This is a genomic window from Corynebacterium occultum (assembly GCF_009734425.1).
Taxonomy (GTDB): domain Bacteria; phylum Actinomycetota; class Actinomycetes; order Mycobacteriales; family Mycobacteriaceae; genus Corynebacterium; species Corynebacterium occultum.
Genome location: NZ_CP046455.1, coordinates 187,023 through 204,555 on the forward strand (window position 1 = coordinate 187,023; position 17,533 = coordinate 204,555).

A 17,533-nucleotide genomic window follows, 5' to 3' on the forward strand; every position below is an offset into this window, starting at 1 on the left:
GGTACCGAAAGGCGGACCCAACTAGAGGGCCCAGCTAGATGGCCAGCTAGACGCCCAGCGGGATGGCCCCGCCGAGAATACCGACCCCCAGCATGACCAGGGAGACGATCGTGGCCCGCCAGAGCACCTTCTTGTGGTGCTCCCCGAGGTTGACCTTGGCCAGGGAGACCAGCAGCAGGATGGCCGGGACCAGCGGGGACTGCATGTGCACCGGCTGGCCGGTGATGGAGGCCCGGGCCATCTCCACCGGTTCGATCCCGAAGTGGAGGGCGCTTTCGGAGAGCACCGGGAGGATCCCGAAGTAGAAGGCGTCATTGGACATGAAGAAGGTCATCGGAATGGAGAGCAGGCCGGTGATCACGGCCAGGTAGGGGCCCATGGAGTTGGGGATGACCTGGGTGATCCAGGCGGCCATCGCCTCCACCATCCCGGTGCCGTTGAAGACGCCGACCAGCACGCCGGCGGCCAGGACCATGGAGACCACCCCGACGATGGAGGAGGAGTGGGCCAGCATCTCAGTGGCCTGATCCTTGACCCGGGGGAAGTTCACGGCCAGGGCCAGGGCGGTGCCGCCCATGAAGATGAAGGCCAGGGGGAAGATATCGGCGACCAGCAGCACCATGACCACCAGGGTCAGGGCCAGGTTGAACCAGATCAGTTTGGGTCGCAGGCTGGGGCGGTGGGGATCCAGCATGGTGTCGGCCATGGTGGCCTCTGTTTCCGCATCCTGGGAAACCTCAGCCAGAACCTTCCTTGGGGTGCCACGCTCCTTAAGAAGCAGCCCACCATCACCGGTGGGTGCTGCGCCACGTCCACCCCCACCGCCCCGGGGTTCCTCGAAGCGGGAGGTGTCCACGACCCCACCCAGGCGACGGCGCTCCGCCATGCCGAGGGTCCAGGCGAAGACGAAGACCACCACGATGCCGACGGCGAGGGAGGGCAGCATGGGCACGAAGATATCGGAGGGGTCCACGCCCAGAGCGGCGGCGGCACGCACCGTGGGGCCACCCCAGGGGACGATGTTCATGGTGCCGTTGATCAGGCCGGCGACCACGGTCAGCACCACCGGGTTCATGCCCAGCCGCAGATAGATCGGCAGCATGGCGGAGGTGGTGATGATGAAGGTGGTGGAACCATCACCGTCGAGGGAGACCACACCGGCCAGCACCGCGGTACCCAGCACCACCTTGGCGGGGTCGTCGCCAAGCGTGCGGGTGATCACCCGGATCAGCGGGTCGAAGAGACCGACATTGATCATGATCCCGAAGAACATGATCGCGAACATCAGCAGGGCGGCGGTGGGGGCCATGTCGCCGATCGCGTCCAGCACCATGTCGCCGAGCCCGAGACCCGCGCCGGCGATCAGGCCGAAGACGGTGGGCACCAGGATCAGGGCGACCAGGGGGGTGACCCGGCCCAGCATGATCAGGGCCATGAAGGTGAGGATCATGGTGAATCCCAGGACGACGAGAACGCCGTCAGAAAGGGTGTGGCTCATCGCGTAATCCGCGGCGAGCAGCACATCGGTGGGTGGGTACATGCTGGACTCCTGATTTCCTTGGCTCAACAGAGTGTTCTGGAATGCAGGAGTCAGGCTAGAGTGTCCTGAATCACGTGCCTAGTCTTCTGTGCGTTACTTTCCCAGAGGTGCATAAATGTCCTTTTGCGCATTTAGTGCAGATTCTTGGCTGATTGGAATACCCCATGCTCAAATGTACTTTCACGAGGTTTCCACACCACGTGACCACATGTTCAGGGAAAGGGGGCGGCGGGGAGTGAAGAGAATGCGTTTCACCACCAGGGTGCTGCTGCTCCAGCTGGCCACCGTGGTGGCCGTGGTGGCGGTGAGCACCGGGGTGTTCACCCTGCTGGCCGTGGAACAACTCAAGGCAGAGAGTGAGTCCGCAGCGCTGTCCATCGCCCGCACCGTCGCCACCGCACCCCTGGTCCGCAACGAGGTGACCCTGGAAACCACCCGGCAGATCAACCCCTCCGCCGCAGAACTCGCCACCGGCCCCCTCCAGTCCTACGCAGGGGAGGTCACCCGGCGCACTGACGCACTCTTCGTGGTGATCACCGATGGGGAGGGGATACGCCTGGCACACCCCGACCCCGGCCAACTGGACCGTGAGGTGAGCACCTCCTTCGATGCCGCCCTGCGTGGTGAGGAGGTCATCGCCTGGGAACACGGCACCCTGGGGGAGTCCGCCCGGGCGAAGGTGCCCATCTTCGCCCCCGCCAGCCGACAACCGGTGGGGGAGGTCAGCGTCGGTTTTGAAAGGGCCAGCGTCTTCGACCAGCTGCCCCGCCTCCTGCTGAGCGTGGGCGCGGCCGCCGCCCTGGCACTCCTGATCGGGATTGGTGCTGCCCTGCTGTTGCGCCGCCGGTGGGAACAGCTCACCCTGGGTCTGCAACCGGAGGAACTGGTCACCCTGGTCCAGAACCAGGCCGCGGTCCTGGATGGCGTGGGGGAGGGGGTCATCGCCCTGGATGAGGGGGGCATCATCCGGGTCTCCAATGAGGTGGCGAAGCAGATCTTCCACCGGACGGATGTGGAAGGCCTCAGTCTGAAAAAACTGAACCTGCCCGCGGATGTCATCGCCTCCCTGCAGCAGGGTGAAGCCCGGGACGGGGTGGTCGTCGGTGAGCGGGTGCTCTACCTCGATTCCCGAGAGGTGGACCGTGGTGGCCAACGCCTCGGATCGGTGATCATCGTCCGGGACCGCACTGACATGATGGCGTTGAGCACGCGTCTCGACTCGGTTCGGGCGATGACCTCCGCCCTACGCGTGCAACGCCATGAATTCGCCAACCGCATCCATGTGGCCGCCGGCCTGGTTGAGGCGGGGCGCAACACCGAGGCCACCGAATTCCTGCGCACCATGCAGCACCGCGGGCCGGTGGACTACCCCCTGGTCGGTGCGGAACTGCTCTCCGAACCCTTCCTCCAGTCCTTCCTGGGGGCAAGATCCCTGGCCGCCGCCGAACGTGGGGTGCAGCTGCAGATCAAGGAGGACTCCCTGGTCCTGGGCACCCTCCAGGGCGTGTCCGCAGTGGAGGACACCGCCACCGTCCTGGGTAACCTGCTCGACAATGCGATCAACGCGGCCCTGCACGGCCCGGAACCCCGCCGGGTGGAACTCACCCTGCTTGACGACGGCCCCGAACTGGTTCTGGTGGTCGCCGACTCCGGCCCCGGCATCCCCGCCGGAACCGAGGTCTTCAACTCCCCCACACCGGAACCGGAACGGGACCAGGTCCACGGCCACGGCATTGGCCTGACCCTCTGCCGGGATCTGGTGCGACGCCGCGGCGGTGAACTCTGGATCATCGACCCCGGTGGTGGGGACAATGGGCGGGGAGCGGTCTTCGCGGCCCGGCTCCCCGATGTCATGGCCACAGAAGTTGAAACCCCCCGGGAAGGATGAGAACTGATGGAGAAAACCTGGTCCGTGCTGGTGGTCGATGATGACTTCCGGGTCGCTGGCATCCACGCTGAAATCGTCGAGGCCGCGCCGGGTTTCCGGGTGCAGGATTCGGTGCGCAGCATCGCCGAGGCCCATCAGGTCCTGGCGGGCACCCAGCCGGATCTGATGCTGGTGGATGTCTACCTCCCGGATGGGGATGGCATTGAACTGGTCCGCAGCACCGGTATCGATGCCTTCATCCTCAGCGCCGCTGATGAGGCGGCCACGGTGCGCCGCGCCCTGCACGCCGGGGCCCTGGGATACCTGCTCAAACCCTTCCAACGCCAGGTTCTCACTGAGCGGCTGGACCGTTACGCCCGCTACCGGCATGTGCTTTCCGGGCAGCGGGGACTGCGCCAGGAGAAGATCGACCAGGCACTGTCCATCCTCCACGGCCCGCCCCCGGGGACGGCGGTCTCACGTTCCACCACCGAGCAGCTGCTTCTCGACGCCCTGGGCCGGGGTGAACTCTCCGCCGCAGAGGCGGCCGAAGCCGCCGGTGTCTCCCGTGCCACCGCACAGCGGCGCCTGGCGACGATGGCCAGTCAGGGAGTGGTGCAGGTCCGGCTGCGTTATGGCACCTCCGGACGCCCCGAGCATCTCTATTCAAAATTGCGCTGAGCGGCCCATCAACGCCACCGGGCAAGTGCCTCATCCCGGAGGAATTCCCCGCTGAGCTCCACCGCGGGTGTGGAGGAACCGGAACCCTCGATGAAGGTGGCGAAGGCCAGGTCACCGAGCACCCCGACGAACCAGCCGTGGGCCGGACCGTTGCCCGTTTCTGCGGTGCCGGTCTTGCCACCCAGCCCCGTAATGTCCTGCAGTGCGGTGGCGGTGCCGGAGTTCACGGTTTCGGCCATCATGGCGCGCAGCTGCCCCACCACCTCCGGATCCAGGGGTTCGGGCTGTTGATCAGGGGTGGTTTCATTTCCCTGGATCAGGGTGGGCAGCACCATCTGGCCCCCATTTCCCAGGGAGGCCTCCATCACGGCCAGTCCGAAGGGGGAGGCCAGCACCTCGCCCTGGCCGATGGCTGCCTCCACCCGGGCGGCGCCGGGTTCGGTGACGGGGACGGAACCGGTCACCGTGGTCATGCCCGGTACCTCGAAATCCACCCCCAGGCCGAGGCTGGCGGCGGTGTTTTTCATGTCCGCGGGGTCCAGCTCCTGGGAGATGAATCCCTGGGTGGTGTTGCAGGACTGAGCGAAGGCTTCGGTCATGGTGACCTCACCCAATTCGAAATCATTGTCATTGGGGATGCGGCGGCCCTCGATGGTCGCCGAGGCCGGGCACGGCACCAGGGCATCCGGGGTGATGATTCCCCGGGACAGCGCTGCAGCGGTGGTCACCGTCTTGAAGGTTGAACCCGGCGGGTAGAGGCCCGTCAGGGAGATCGCCCCCTGGGCATCTGCGGCCTCATTCTGGGCCACTGCAACCACCCCGCCGCTGGTGTCCACTGCCACGATGGTGGCGGGTTCACTGATGGATTCCAATGCCCGGTTCGCCGCGGACTGCACCCCCAGATCCAGGGTGGTCCGGATCGGCTCGGTGGCGCGGGGTGTGTTCTGGCCGAGCAGGATCTCCGTGGTGGGGGAGGTGGCGCGTAGCGTCCAGCCGGCATCGGCGCTGATCTTTTCCTCCCACTGTTCGCGCAGCCCATTGTCCAGGATGGATGAGGCTTCGCGTGCCTGGGTGAGCAGGCGTCCCTCCTCCCGGAAACTCAGGCCCTCAATGGCCGCCAGTTCCTCCCCCACCTGAGTGAAGTCCTCTTCCCGCAGGGTGTAGAGCGCCACTGGGTCGCCCTCACCGGCCTCAATCGCGGCACTGACGTTTTCCGAGGTGGCTTCCGGGACCACCGGGGAGATGGCGGCGGCAATCTCTGCGCCCCGGGGTGCCAGCTCCGGGCTGGCGGTGACGACGGTGACCGGACCCCAGGCCAGGACCTGGGTGCCGTTGCGGTCCAGGACCGGGACGCTGAAATCGCGGTCATCAGAATAGAGAAAGGTGGAGTCCGCATCGAGTTCAGCGGCGAAGATCTGCTTGTCCCAGTCGATGAGTGCGGCATCCTGCCCCGAGACCAGCATCTGACCCTGACTTTCCACACTTTCCCCATTGGGAACGGTCCAGGTGGCGGTGACAGCGGTGACTCCCTCCACCTCATCGCCCTCGGCCAGCTGGACCTGGGTGGCACCGATCCCGGCGCGCAGGGCCGCGAGATCGGCGGTGGCCCGGGCGGGGTCGTCGGAAAGCGTGGCGACGGCCGCATCATCCCCGGCGTTGAAAGCGGAGATGAACTCCTCGACGGGGTCGGTGCTCCAGGGTGGGGAGCAGGCTGTAAGGGCCAGCCCCAAAAGACTCAGGGCGGCCAGGGTGGCGGTGCTGCGGGTTCGGGTGAGGTGGTTCATGTTCCCAACCTAGGTGCTTCCTATTGGCTGAGCACCTGGTAGGAATCCGGGGTGATCAGGATGCCGCCTTGTTCGGTGCTGATGGTCACCTGGTTGGGTTGGTTCAGATCCACCAGGGCGCCCCCGATCTGGAGGGTGGTTCCGCCCTGTACCGCGCCGTATTCTTCGGCCTGGCTGTGGGTGAGGGCGGGGTCGGCGGTGCCGCGGGCGTAGGAGGGGTTCTCGGTGTAGATGATGCGGTTGGCCTGGGGGCGGAGGTTGCTGTTCATTTTCCAGGTGGTGGGGAAGTCTGCGTAGCAGTCGACGAGGGGGCCTTCCGGCTGGTCGATGTCGCAGAGCAGGTGCTGGTAATCGTTGATGGGCAGGCGGTAGCGTCCGGCGGCCAGGGTCTGGTCGATGGTGCTGTCGTTCGGGTCCGGGGTGAGTGCCGGGGCGGTGAGGTCGATCAGGGTGGGGTTTTCCCTCAGTTGGGGCGGCAGCTGGGAGAGATCTGATTCCAGCTGCCCATTCACCACCCGGTGGGTGCTGGTGGAGGTGTTGTTTCCGCGGTGGCTCACCTGCAGGGTGTGATCGTCGAGCTTTTCAACCTGCTCCACGGGGGTGCTGAGGAAGGGGGCGGGTTGGGTGATCAGTTGGCCGGCGTGGAAGAAGATCAGGCTTTCCATCTTGTCGCCCCCCTCGAGGGAGCCGCTGAGCAGCAGATAGCTCAGTTCGGCGCAGGGGTCGAAGTGATCTTCCTTGATCTCGAAGCTGAAGAAGGTGTCCCCGGTTCCGGCCACCGGGATGCGGTTCATCACCAGGTGACGGCCGAACTCGGTGTCGATGAGGTGGCGGCGGGGATGCTCGCACTCCTGTTCCGGTGTGGTGCTCAGGGGGCTGGAGGAGGTTTCGGCCTGCACCACCGTGGTTTCCGGGGGTGCTGTCGCCAAGGTGCTCGGGTCCGGGTCCTGATCCGGCGCGGCGGCGATGGGGGCCCGGCGCAGGTCTGATTCTCCGGCGGAGTCGGAGGTGAGGATGTTTTCCGTGGTGGGGGTGGCATCCGTGGACAGGGGGGAAGTGCCGGAGCAGGCGCCGAGGAGCACAACGGAAAGGGCCGCTGCCAGGGTGGCCAGGGGGCGGGATCTTCTTGTGTGCAATGTTGCTCCCTCAGATTTGCCTGTTTGTGCGCAAGCGGGTCCCGTCTTGAGTGCCAGTTATGTTCGTTCAGGATACCGTGTCCGGCTGAAGAGAACATGTGGAATAGTCGGAAATAATTCCTGGGGGAAAATCAGGATTCATTGAGTTTCCGCCTCTTATCCCCGGGGCGGGGCAGGGTCCGGTTGGCGTGTTGCGAAGGGTGGTGGGGTGGGGATGGTGGAATTGGAAGTGGGCGGCTGGGCGATCCTGATTTTCGGGGCGCTGCTCGCCGGCTGGGTGGATGCGGTCATCGGTGGTGGTGGCCTGGTGCTCATTCCGCTGCTGTTGGCGGTGGCGCCCGGCCTGGCCCCGGCGAGTGCCCTGGCCACCAATAAACTGGCTGCCGTCTTCGGTACCGCCTCGGCGGCTTTCACACTGATGCGCCGCATCCGCCCCTCCCGGGCACTGTTGCTGGGCTATATTCCGCTGGCGGTGGTGTGTGCTGGTGGGGGTGCCCTGGCGGCGAGTCTGATCCAGGCTTCGGTGATGCGCCCGGTGATCATCGTGTTGATGCTGGCGGTGGGGATCTTCGTGGCTTTCCGGCCCAGCTTCGGTGGCGGGGAAAGTGGGGAGCTGCCTGCCCGGGGTTGGCGGCGGTGGGTGGCGCTGGGTGGGGTGGGTCTGGTGGCCGCCTATGACGGGGTGTTCGGTCCGGGGACCGGCATGTTCCTGATCATGCTTTTCACCTCTGTGCTCTCCCAGAATTTCCTCTCCTCGGCGGCGATGGCGAAGGTTGTCAATACCGCGACCAACTTCGGGGCGCTGTTGATTTTCGCCCTGAACGGGCATGTGTGGTGGACGCTGGGCCTGGTTTTGGCGGTGGCGAATATCGCAGGTGCCCAAATGGGGGCGAAAACTGTTCTGGGGGGAGGAATTAGATTCATTCGTGTGGCACTGCTCACGATGGTGGTTGTCATGGGTGTATATCTCAGTTACCAGCAGTTTTCCCTGGGATAGCAGCTCAAACACCTTACTTAGGGTATACAAAGCTGTCTATTCACAGTGTTCTTTCAGGGAGTTTTCCAGCCAACTCCAGACGCAGGGGTTAGGCTGAAAATCATGATGACAATGAACCTCCAGGGCCCTGAGCCCCTCGAATCGGAGCCTGAAAGTATCTGCACCAGCGGTGTCCCGGCAATGGATTCCGCTATTGTCGTGACCCTTCCCGACGCAGCGATGGAACACGGGGAACTGGTGGAACTGATCAGCGGTGCCGTGTCCGCTTCCCATCTCCTGGGGCTTCCCGAGCTGCTCCTCTATGCCTCGGCCGTGCAGCTGCCCGGACTGGCGGTGGCCGCCGCTGAGGTCAGCGAAATTCCGGAGGGTTTCCAGCTCCGCCAGATTGACGCCGAAAGCGGCGAGCTCAGCGATCTGCCGGCCAATGCCACCCAGCTCTCCGTGGATTCCCTGCTCGGCCTGGACCGGGCCTGCCAGGCGGCCTGAAAAGCACCCTGCCAACGCTAAATAAGGCCAAGGTTAAATAAGAGCGGATCCCCGGAAATCCCCCTGGGAGGTCCGCTTCATTCATCTCCACCCCCCTGGGAACTTAAATCACGGAACTTGAATCACATCCGCCGCTTGGTTTTTGCGGTGGCCTGCGCCGACCAGGGATCCTCCGGCCAGGGATGCCGCGGGTAACGGCCCCGCATCTCGGCACGCACCTGCACATAGGGGCCGGACCAGAAACTGCTCAGATCATCGGTGACCGCCAAGGGCCGGGCCGCGGGGGAGAGCAGGTGGAACTGCACCGCCACCCCGGCCAGCTCCGGAGAGGATGCCAGACCGAAACACTCCTGCAATTTCACCGCCACCACCGGCCGCCCGGTGGCGTAGTCCACCCGGTGACTGTTACCGCTGGGCACCTGCAGCCTTTCCGGGGCCAGTTCCGCAAGTTTCGTGGCCTCCGGCCACGGCAGCAGGCGCTGCAACGCGGGGTACATGTCGATCTTGTTGATCGGACCCCCACCAGCCAGGGAACGCAACTCCGGACCCAGCCACTCCAGGGGATCCGCCGCCGTCGGATCCGGCCAGGGATCACCCAGTTGGGTGTGCAGGAACTCCAGGCGTTGCAGCAGGCCGGCGGCCTTCTCCGAGAAGTGGAACATGCCCAACCCCTGCTGACGCACCCCATCCGCCAGCGCCCCAGCGGCCTGCTCCGCCGTCACCTTCACCGGGGTGGCGGAAAGCTCAATGGCCCCGGCCCGCCGGATCTCCCGGCCCCGCACCCTACCTGACACCACGCTGGCGGAAAGCACCTTCTCCACCCCGATGGCCGCCAGGGCATCCTCCTCAGACACCCTCGCCGCCGCCCGGATGATCGCCCGCGAACCAGCCCGGGTAACCTCTGCCACCGCCAACCAGGGCGCCCCGGAAAGCCCCAGGTCCGTAGGTAACTCGGCACGCGTCCCACTGGCCAGCAGATACTCCTGCTTGGTGGGATCCTCCAGGCGGGCCACCTGTCCGGGGAAAGCAGTGGCCACCGCCCGACCCGGATCCACCACCCCACGATCCGCCCCCGCCAGGCGCCGCAGGCGCTTCACCTCACGTTCGAAACTGCGCTGCCCCCTCAAGGCGCGCAGCTGCACCGTGATATCCCCCCGGGGATCCTCCGCCAGACAGGCCGCCACTTCCGCGGCACCCGCCCCATGCTCCAACAGGGCGGCCCCCAGCGGCGGGGACACCGGCATCGAGGCCAAACTACGGCCCCGCCGGGTCACCGCCCCCTGCTTATCGATGGCCCCGAGGCCCCGCAGCACCTCCTCTGCATCCCGCATCGCGGGGGCGGGCGGGGCGTCGAGAAGCGGCAGACCCTCACCCCGCGGAGTGCCCCAGCAGGCCAGCTGCAGGGCCGCCTGGGTGAGATCGGAGGTGCGGATCTCCGGGGTGATGTGGGAACTCAGGTGCCGGAAATCAGCCTCGCTAAAAGCCCGGATCACCAGACCCGGCCCTTCACGGCCGGCACGACCCGCCCGCTGCTCCGCGGTGGACCGAGCCTCAGAGACCGTAACCAGTCCGGACATACCGCGGGCCGCGTCCCGGCGCGGCACCCGGGAAAGCCCCGAATCAACCACCACCCGGACACCCGGGACAGTCAGCGAACTTTCCGCCAGGGACGTGGACACCACAATCCGGGCCCCCTCGGCGGGACTCAACGCAGCATCCTGCTCCCGGGAACTCAACCGGCCATGCAGGGGCAGCACCGCCAGGTTGGTGAGCCCGGCGGCACTCCGGCAGACCCGTTCCACTTCCCGCACCCCAGGGACGAAGACCAGCACCGAATCCCCGGTACGCTCCGCCGCGGACACCGCGCGCCGTGCCAGATGATCCAGGAAACCCCACTCCACACCCCGCTGGCTGAGCCTGCCCTCCGCTGGGGCGTACTCCACCTCCAAGGGGTGGATCACCGCCGGGGTGGCCAGGACGGGGCCACCGAGCAACTCGGAATAACGCTGCGCGTCCAGGGTCGCGGACATCGCCGCCAGCTGCAGATCATCACGAAGTTCCCGCAACTCGATGAGCATGCCCAGCACCAGATCGGTGTCCAGCTGACGTTCATGAACCTCATCGACGGCCACCGCACTGACCCCCTCCAGGGAGGGATCGTTGAGCAGGCGGCGCAGCAGCACACCCGGGGTGAGGAACTCCACCATCGAACCGGGGTGGTGTTCGCCCCGGACCGAAAACCCCACCCGCTCACCCAGGCGGGAACCATCCAGCTGTGCCAGTCGGCGCGCCGCGGCCCGCACCGCCACGCGCCGGGGTGCGGTGACCAGGACCTTTCCCCCAGTGTGGTTGGCCAGGGCAGGCGGGATGAGGGTGGTTTTACCGGTGCCGGGCGGGGCCTGGATCACCACCGCCCCGGATTCGTGGAGAAGACCGGTCAGCTGGTCGATGGTGTCGGCGACGGGGAGACCCGTGCCGATGCGCTCAAGATTGAAAGGTGCGGTGTTCATGTCGGGTTCAAGGGTATCCCGCCCACCAAAATTGTGAGGCCCACCATCCTTGTTCAATAGCGTCTCTACAGTGGGAGGTGCCGGCACCCCTCGGGGGAGCGCAGCGAGACCATCACGTCCTCCCAAGACAACAATTTTTTCGAAGGAACGTCAAGGAATCAGCATGAGCACACCACCGAAGATTCGCACTGAACAAGCCCTGAACCTACTCAAACACGGTTATCTCTTCACCTCCCGGGTGCGCCGCAAAGCCGGGGCCCACCCCAACGCCGACACCCCGGTGAATCTGACCCTGATGGGCAAACGTGCCACCCTGCTCCGTGGGGAAGAGGGGGTCAAACTCTTCTATGACACCGACAAGGTCAAACGCGCCGGTGCGATGCCTAAATTCATCCAGGTACCGCTCTTCGGCAGTGGCGCGGTGCATACCCTTGATGGGGAAGCCCACCGGGTGCGTAAGAATGCCCTGGCCGATCAGGTCTACGAGGATGAACCGGTGGCCCGCTTCAAGACCCTGGTCGCCGAAGAGGTGCAGACCACCCTGGACCGTTGGCGGCAGCAACCGGGCAATGTCTACGACGACTTCGCCCTGGCCTATGGTCGGGCAGCATTTCGTTGGGCGGGGATCTCCGTGTCCACCCCCGAGATGGAACGCCAGGCCCGCAGCCTGAGTCGCCTGCTGGACAACTTCGGCACCCCGAAGGGCAATCCCGTGGCCTGGGTGGAACGGTGGCGCGCGGACCGTTGGTACCGCAGCCTGATCGCCGGGGTGCGCGCAGGTGAGATCAACGCCCCCGCCAGCTCTGCCCTGGCCAGCATGGCGGAACTACGCGATGAACACGGTGAGCTGGTGGATGAGCACACCGCCGGAGTGGAACTGCAGAACCTGACCCGGCCGACGATCGCGGTCTCCCGCTTCGCGGCTTTTGCCGCGGTGTCCCTGGTGGAGCACCCCGAGTGGGCGGAAAGGATCCGGGTAGCCGCCGGGGAAGAACTCATCGACATCCCCGAGGCCACCGCCTTCGCCCAGGAGGTCCGCCGCACCTACCCCTTCGTGCCGATGCTGCCGGCCCTGGCCACCACTGACACCGAGATCAAGGGGTGCCCCATCCGCCGTGGCCAGCGCATCCTCCTCGACATCCTGGGCACCAACACCGCCCACACCGAATGGGAGGATGCCGACACCTTCGACCCGGCGCGCTTCCTGGATGCTGGGGATGCGGAGCAGTTGGGGGCCTTCATTCCGCAGGGTGGTGGGGAGGTCCGGAGTGGCCACCGCTGCCCGGGGGAGAAGATCGCGGTCACCGCGCTTTCGGTGGGGGTGGCCGCACTCGCCCGTTCGGAGGTGCAGGTCTCCCGGGAGACGGAGGACCAGACCTTCTCCTGGACCCAGTTCCTCACCCGCCCGGCCACCGGGGTCAGGGTGCACCTGGCGGGCTGAGCCACCTGGCTCAGTTCCGTGCCCCCCGGCGTCGGATGAGCTTGTCCAGCTCCACCACCAGGAAGATCACCACTCCCACCAGCAGCGGCAGCAGCCACCATTGCAGTGGGACGGCGGTGGTGTCGAAGGCGGCCTGCATGAAGGGCAGGTAGCCGAAGGCCAGCTGCAGCAGGATCATCAGCCCCACGCAGACCCAGGAGATGGGGTTGGTGCTGAACAGTTCCTTGCGTACCGAGCTGACCTTGGAGAAGCGGCTGGCGAAGAGGTAGAAGATCTGTCCGACCACGAGGGTGTGCACCGCAATGGTTCGGGAGGCGGCTAGTTCCACCCCACCCCCCTGGGCCAGCAGGAAGGCGGCGATGGTGGCCCCACCGATCAACAGGGAGGTGTAGATGATGCGGATGATCGCCTCCGAATCCAGGATCGGGGTTTTCGGGTCCCGGGGTTTGCGGTCCATCACATCCGGTTCGGAGGGTTCAAAACTCAACGCCAGGGAGAGGGTGACCGCGGTGATCAGGTTGACCCAGAGCACCTGCAGCGGGGTGATCGGCAGGGTCATGCCGATCAGCATGGCCACCAGAATGACCAGACCCTGGGCACCATTGGTGGGCAGCATGAAGACGATCGCCTTGCGCAGGTTGTCGTAGATGGTGCGGCCCATCTTCACCGCGGCCCCGATGGTGGCGAAGTTATCATCCGCCAGCACCACATCCGCCGCCTCCTTGGTGGCCTCGGTGCCCTTGATTCCCATGGCCACACCAATATCTGCCTGTTTGAGGGAGGGGGCGTCATTGACCCCGTCACCGGTCATGGAGACCACCTCCCCATTGGCCTGCAGGGCCTGCACCAGGCGCAGTTTATGCTCCGGGCTGGTACGCGCGTAGACATCATATTCCCGCACGATCTCCCGCATCTGCTCATCCGAGGCGGCCTCCAGTTCGGGGCCGGTGATGGCGCGCTCCGCGGGGATGCCGATCTCCCGGGCGATGGCGGTGGCGGTGGCGGCATGGTCACCGGTGATCATCTTGACGTTGACCCCGGCGCGGTGGAAGGTGGCCACCGCCTCGATGGCCTCATCCCGGGGTGGGTCGATGATGCCGTAGAGGCCGAGGAAACTGAAACCTCCGGCATCGATGTCCTGGGTGCTGATCTCCCGGGTGTCCGCCGGGACCTTCAGCTCTGCCGCGGCCAGCACCCGCATGCCTTCGGCACCGAGTCTCTCGATCTCGGCGTCCCAGTGGTCGCGCTTCAAGGGCCGGGTGCCACCATCCGCGACTCTTTCCGTGGAACAGCGCTCCAGGAGACGGTCCGGGGCGCCCTTGAGGTGGATGACCAGGCCTTCACGGTCCGCGTGGGTGTCAAGGGTGGCCATGTATTTGTGGGTGGAGTCGAAAGGTACGGCGGCGATGCGCCTGCCCTCATAGGCCACCCCGGTTTTCATGGCGAAGGTGCGGATGCCACCGTCGGTGGGTTCCCCGATCAGGGTCCAGCCGTCCGCGCGCTTCTCGACGTCCGAGTCATTGGCGTAGGCGGCGACCTTGGCGATCCGCAGCAGATCGCGGTGCCCCTCCTGATCCGCGGTGACCTTCCCACCCTGCCCGGCAAGTTCGACATGACCCTCGGGGGCATAACCGGTGCCGCTGACGCGGTAGCGGTGGGAGGGGGTGACCACCTCCCGGACGGTCATCTCATTCCGGGTCAGCGTTCCGGTCTTGTCGGAACAGATGGTGGTCACCGAACCGAGGGTTTCCACGGAGTTCAGGCGGCGGGTGATGGCCTTGCGTCCCGCCATCTTCTGCACCCCCAGGGCCAGGGTGATGGCCATGACGGCGGGCAGGCCCTCGGGGATGGCGGCCACGGCGAAACCGATGGCGGACATCATCAGCTCACCGAATTCGGTCCGGTAGAGCACCCCGGAGACCACCACCATGAGCACCGCCAGGATCACGGCGATCACGGCGAGCAGGGAGGAGAACTTCGACATCGCCCGGGTCAGGGGGGTCGCCACCTCCTCCACCTCCTCCAGCATGGTGGTGATGTGACCGATCTCGGTGTCAGAGGCGGTCCCGGTGACCAGGCCCAACCCGGAACCGGCGGTGATGGTGGTGCCCGAGAACGCCATGTTGCTGCGGTCCCCCAGGGGGGAATCAACGTCCACGGTGCCCAGCTCCTTGGACACCGGCACGGACTCACCCGTGAGCGCGGACTCCTCGATCTGCAGGCTCTGCTGCTCGATCAGACGCAGATCCGCCGGCACCTTATCCCCGGCACGCAGCCGGACGACATCACCGGGCACGAGCTCCTCGGCGGGCACATTGCCCCACCGCCCATCGCGGAGCGCCGCGGATTCCAGGGAGAGCATATTCCGGATCCCCTCCATCGCATCCGCCGCCCTGCCCTCCTGGAAGAAACCGACCAGGGCGTTGATCAGCACCACCGCCGCGATGACGATGGTGTCCACCACCTCACCCAGGATGGCGGTGAAGACAGCCGCCGCGATCAGCACATAGATCATCGGATCCCGGAACTGGCGGAGCAGGCGCTGCAGCGACGACTCCGGCCTGGTGGTCGGCAGCGCATTGGGGCCATACTCATCCCACCGCTGCTGCACCTGGGCCAGGCTCAGCCCGGCTTCGCCACTGTCGAAGCGGGCGAATACCTCCGGTAGGTCCAGGGCATGGGGCGCGGACGGCGTTTCGGTACCGGCTGCAGGGCCGGATCTGGAGGGGTCCGGTGCGGTCATCACTTCACCTCAGGGTTCTTCCGGAGTGGGAACAGCCCCCACTCTAAGACCCGAACTACAGCTGTGCCCGGTTAATGAGCAGGTCCGTGCTCAGAACAGCTCCCCCGGCCGGGGCACCACCGGTGCCCCCTCGGGCAGCTGATCTCGTTCCCTGCGCGCCGGCGGGTCCAGCTGGCGGACCACCTTGGCCGGGGCTCCCATCGCCAGGCAGTCCGCTGGGATGTCCTTGGTCACCAGGGAACCGGCACCGATCACGGAGCGATCCCCGATGGTGACCCCGGGGAAGATGATCACCCCGGCGGCGATCCACACATCCGCGCCGATATGGATCGGCTGGGCACGTTCCCAACCGCCGCGTCGCATCGCCACATCATCCACGGGGTGGCCGACGGTGATCAGCTGGCAGTTCGGGGCGATTCCGCTACGGTCCCCGATGTGCACCTCCGCGGAATCCAGGATGGTCACCCCGAAATTGAGGAAGACATCCCGCCCCAGGAAGGTGTTCACCCCGTACTCGATGGCGGCGGGTGCCATGACGGTGGCACTGCCATCAGAATTGAGCAGTTCGGCCACCAGTTGGCGGGCACGTTCGGGTTCGGTGTTGGCCAGGTCATTGAGTTCCTTGAGTTTCCGGGCGGTGGCCAGGCGTTGCGCGGCGGCTTCCGGATGCCCGGGCTGGTGCCACTGCTGTTCCCGCATCTGATCCAGGACGCCGGGCTTGTTAAGGTCGAAGTCGCTCATACCAGCCCATTCTGGTGGAAGGGTTCCCCACGTGCCATCCCTTTTCGACGCCCCGGACCTCCCGCGCCCCGCCCGGGAAATCGCCCCCGGGGTGGTCCACCTGCCCGGGGCCCTGGACCTGCCGCAGCAGGAGAGCCTGGTTTCCCAGGCCCGGGATATCACCCGCAGCGTGGCCGGCACCCCGGTGGGGATGCGCCGCCCCCTGATCGGTGGTGGGCAGATGAGCGTGCACGTGCTCAGCCTCGGTCATCACTGGGCCACCAACCCCTACCGGCTGGTCCGTCAGGTTGCGGGGCATGCGGTTCCGGGGGTGCCTGGGAACTACCAGCAGCTGGCGGTGGAGTTTCTGCGGCAGGCGGCGGCAATCTCCCCGGCACTGGCCCCCTGGTCCGAGGGGTTCCGGGCCGAGGGTGGACTGGTGAACTATTACCCACCGGATGCCCGGATGGGGATGCATGTGGATGCCGATGAACCTTCCGGGGCGCCGGTGATCTCCCTGTCCATCGGTGACACCGCCCTCTTCCGGATGGGTAACACCTTGAACCGTCATAAACCCTGGGTGGATGTCTCCCTGCTCTCCGGGGACGTGATCATCTTCGGGGGTCCCTCCCGCCGCGCCTACCACGGGGTACCTGGGGTGCAGCCGGGAACCGCACCGGAGGGGTGTGGCCTGCGGGAGGGGAGGATAAACATCACCATCCGTCAGGTCGGGGAGTGAACAGGGGGGGGGAGATCGTGCGCTTGTCGAACATCCCCCAAGGCTCCGGGGTTCCCTTCTGATCAGGGTTTTTGCCGGGCTTTCGGGGGTATGGAAACGCCGGAGCGGGGGTATCTTTCCCCTATTCCCCCTCAGCAAATAGTGGCCCTTGCCACACTATGGGGCATGGCACAGACTGAGAACTCCCAGAAAACAGCAATCGTCACCGGCGCCTCCTCGGGCATCGGTGCAGCCACCGCGGCCGCCCTGGCCAAGGACGGCTGGAAGGTCATCGTGGCGGCACGCCGCAAGGACAAGATCGAGGAGGTGGCCGCCGAGATCGGGGGCATCCCCATCGAGCTGGATGTCACCTCTGAGGAATCCGTCGCCAACCTGGTGGCCCAGGTGGGGGAGGTGGACCTGCTGGTCAACAACGCCGGTGGTGCCAAGGGACTGGACTCCCTAGCGGAGGCGAATCTGGATGATTGGCGTTGGATGTACGAGACCAACGTGCTCGGCACCGTGCGGGTGACCAAGGCGCTGCTGGACAAGCTCGTCGCGGCGGAAGGGCATGTCGTCAACGTCGTCTCCGTCGCCTCCTTCTTCATCTACCCGGGTGGTGCCGGTTATAACGCCGCCAAGTTCGCCGAAAGCGCACTGAGCCAGGTGCTGCGCCTGGAACACCACCAGGAGAACCCCATCCGGGTCACCCAGATCGACCCGGGCCGCGTGGACACCGACTTCTCCCTGGTCCGCTTCAAGGGCGACCAGAGCAAGGCGGAGGCCGTCTACGCCGACAAGCTCAACCTCACCGCGGAGGATGTGGCCGAGTCGATCCGTTGGGTGGCGGCCCAGCCCAAGCACGTCAACATCGACCGCATCATCATGAAGCCACGCGACCAGGCCTAAA

Annotated in this window: 13 protein-coding genes; 7 read left to right on the forward strand and 6 right to left on the reverse strand. The window is 65.9% G+C overall.

The genetic code is table 11. From position 1 onward, the window contains the following. Positions 1–46 precede the first annotated feature (46 nt). Positions 47–1,540, reverse strand: coding sequence for a CitMHS family transporter (locus COCCU_RS00870; RefSeq protein WP_156229742.1), 1,494 nt, complete (start codon positions 1,538–1,540; stop codon positions 47–49). A gap of 244 nt (positions 1,541–1,784) precedes the next feature. Here COCCU_RS00870 and COCCU_RS00875 point away from each other — a divergent pair, with 244 nt between their 5' ends. Together COCCU_RS00875 and COCCU_RS00880 are read left to right on the forward strand one after the other, a co-directional pair. Then, complete coding sequence (locus COCCU_RS00875; RefSeq protein WP_156229743.1) at positions 1,785–3,428, forward strand: sensor histidine kinase; 1,644 nt, start codon at positions 1,785–1,787, stop codon at positions 3,426–3,428. Between the two features lie 6 nt (positions 3,429–3,434). Continuing rightward, the gene (locus tag COCCU_RS00880; RefSeq protein ID WP_156229744.1) at positions 3,435–4,088 is read left to right on the forward strand and encodes a response regulator; all 654 of its coding nucleotides are present in this window, start codon (positions 3,435–3,437) and stop codon (positions 4,086–4,088) included. A gap of 8 nt (positions 4,089–4,096) precedes the next feature. Here COCCU_RS00880 and COCCU_RS00885 read toward each other — a convergent pair whose 3' ends face one another. Then, positions 4,097–5,872, reverse strand: coding sequence for a penicillin-binding transpeptidase domain-containing protein (locus tag COCCU_RS00885; RefSeq protein WP_156229745.1), 1,776 nt, complete (start codon positions 5,870–5,872; stop codon positions 4,097–4,099). Between the two features lie 20 nt (positions 5,873–5,892). Then, the gene (locus tag COCCU_RS00890) at positions 5,893–7,008 is read right to left on the reverse strand and encodes an LppP/LprE family lipoprotein (protein WP_156229746.1); all 1,116 of its coding nucleotides are present in this window, start codon (positions 7,006–7,008) and stop codon (positions 5,893–5,895) included. Positions 7,009–7,222: 214 nt separating this feature from the next. Between COCCU_RS00890 and COCCU_RS00895 the strand changes: the two genes are divergently transcribed. Both COCCU_RS00895 and COCCU_RS00900 read left to right on the forward strand, forming a co-directional pair. Next, a complete protein-coding gene (locus COCCU_RS00895) occupies positions 7,223–8,005 on the forward strand; it encodes a TSUP family transporter (protein ID WP_156229747.1) in 783 nt (260 codons plus the stop codon). A gap of 102 nt (positions 8,006–8,107) precedes the next feature. Beyond that, on the forward strand, positions 8,108–8,491 hold the full coding sequence (locus COCCU_RS00900; protein ID WP_156229748.1) for a hypothetical protein: 384 nt from the start codon (positions 8,108–8,110) through the stop codon (positions 8,489–8,491). Positions 8,492–8,613: 122 nt separating this feature from the next. Here COCCU_RS00900 and hrpB read toward each other — a convergent pair whose 3' ends face one another. Further along, positions 8,614–11,001, reverse strand: coding sequence for an ATP-dependent helicase HrpB (hrpB, locus tag COCCU_RS00905; protein ID WP_156229749.1), 2,388 nt, complete (start codon positions 10,999–11,001; stop codon positions 8,614–8,616). A gap of 163 nt (positions 11,002–11,164) precedes the next feature. Between hrpB and COCCU_RS00910 the strand changes: the two genes are divergently transcribed. Beyond that, positions 11,165–12,442: a cytochrome P450 gene (locus COCCU_RS00910; RefSeq protein ID WP_156229750.1), complete on the forward strand. Its 1,278-nt coding sequence runs from the start codon at positions 11,165–11,167 to the stop codon at positions 12,440–12,442. A 10-nt stretch (positions 12,443–12,452) separates the two neighbouring features. On the opposite strand, the gene COCCU_RS00915 is transcribed toward COCCU_RS00910, so the two are convergent. Both COCCU_RS00915 and COCCU_RS00920 read right to left on the reverse strand, forming a co-directional pair. After that, complete coding sequence (locus COCCU_RS00915; protein WP_156229751.1) at positions 12,453–15,185, reverse strand: cation-transporting P-type ATPase; 2,733 nt, start codon at positions 15,183–15,185, stop codon at positions 12,453–12,455. A gap of 90 nt (positions 15,186–15,275) precedes the next feature. Then, on the reverse strand, positions 15,276–15,926 hold the full coding sequence (locus COCCU_RS00920) for a sugar O-acetyltransferase (protein ID WP_156229752.1): 651 nt from the start codon (positions 15,924–15,926) through the stop codon (positions 15,276–15,278). A gap of 31 nt (positions 15,927–15,957) precedes the next feature. Between COCCU_RS00920 and COCCU_RS00925 the strand changes: the two genes are divergently transcribed. Both COCCU_RS00925 and COCCU_RS00930 read left to right on the forward strand, forming a co-directional pair. Then, on the forward strand, positions 15,958–16,644 hold the full coding sequence (locus tag COCCU_RS00925; protein WP_156229753.1) for an alpha-ketoglutarate-dependent dioxygenase AlkB family protein: 687 nt from the start codon (positions 15,958–15,960) through the stop codon (positions 16,642–16,644). A gap of 165 nt (positions 16,645–16,809) precedes the next feature. Further along, entirely contained in the window at positions 16,810–17,532 is a 723-nt protein-coding gene (locus COCCU_RS00930) for an SDR family oxidoreductase (protein ID WP_156229754.1), read from the forward strand. Position 17,533 lies beyond the last annotated feature (1 nt).

Coding starts and splice junctions, on each gene's coding strand:
- COCCU_RS00870 (WP_156229742.1), bottom strand. CDS start 1,540: ATGTACCCACCCACCGATGTGCTGCTCGCCGCGGATTACGCGATGAGC.
- COCCU_RS00875 (WP_156229743.1), top strand. CDS start 1,785: ATGCGTTTCACCACCAGGGTGCTGCTGCTCCAGCTGGCCACCGTGGTG.
- COCCU_RS00880 (WP_156229744.1), top strand. CDS start 3,435: ATGGAGAAAACCTGGTCCGTGCTGGTGGTCGATGATGACTTCCGGGTC.
- COCCU_RS00885 (WP_156229745.1), bottom strand. CDS start 5,872: ATGAACCACCTCACCCGAACCCGCAGCACCGCCACCCTGGCCGCCCTG.
- COCCU_RS00895 (WP_156229747.1), top strand. CDS start 7,223: ATGGTGGAATTGGAAGTGGGCGGCTGGGCGATCCTGATTTTCGGGGCG.
- COCCU_RS00900 (WP_156229748.1), top strand. CDS start 8,108: ATGATGACAATGAACCTCCAGGGCCCTGAGCCCCTCGAATCGGAGCCT.
- hrpB (WP_156229749.1), bottom strand. CDS start 11,001: ATGAACACCGCACCTTTCAATCTTGAGCGCATCGGCACGGGTCTCCCC.
- COCCU_RS00910 (WP_156229750.1), top strand. CDS start 11,165: ATGAGCACACCACCGAAGATTCGCACTGAACAAGCCCTGAACCTACTC.
- COCCU_RS00915 (WP_156229751.1), bottom strand. CDS start 15,185: ATGACCGCACCGGACCCCTCCAGATCCGGCCCTGCAGCCGGTACCGAA.
- COCCU_RS00920 (WP_156229752.1), bottom strand. CDS start 15,926: ATGAGCGACTTCGACCTTAACAAGCCCGGCGTCCTGGATCAGATGCGG.
- COCCU_RS00930 (WP_156229754.1), top strand. CDS start 16,810: ATGGCACAGACTGAGAACTCCCAGAAAACAGCAATCGTCACCGGCGCC.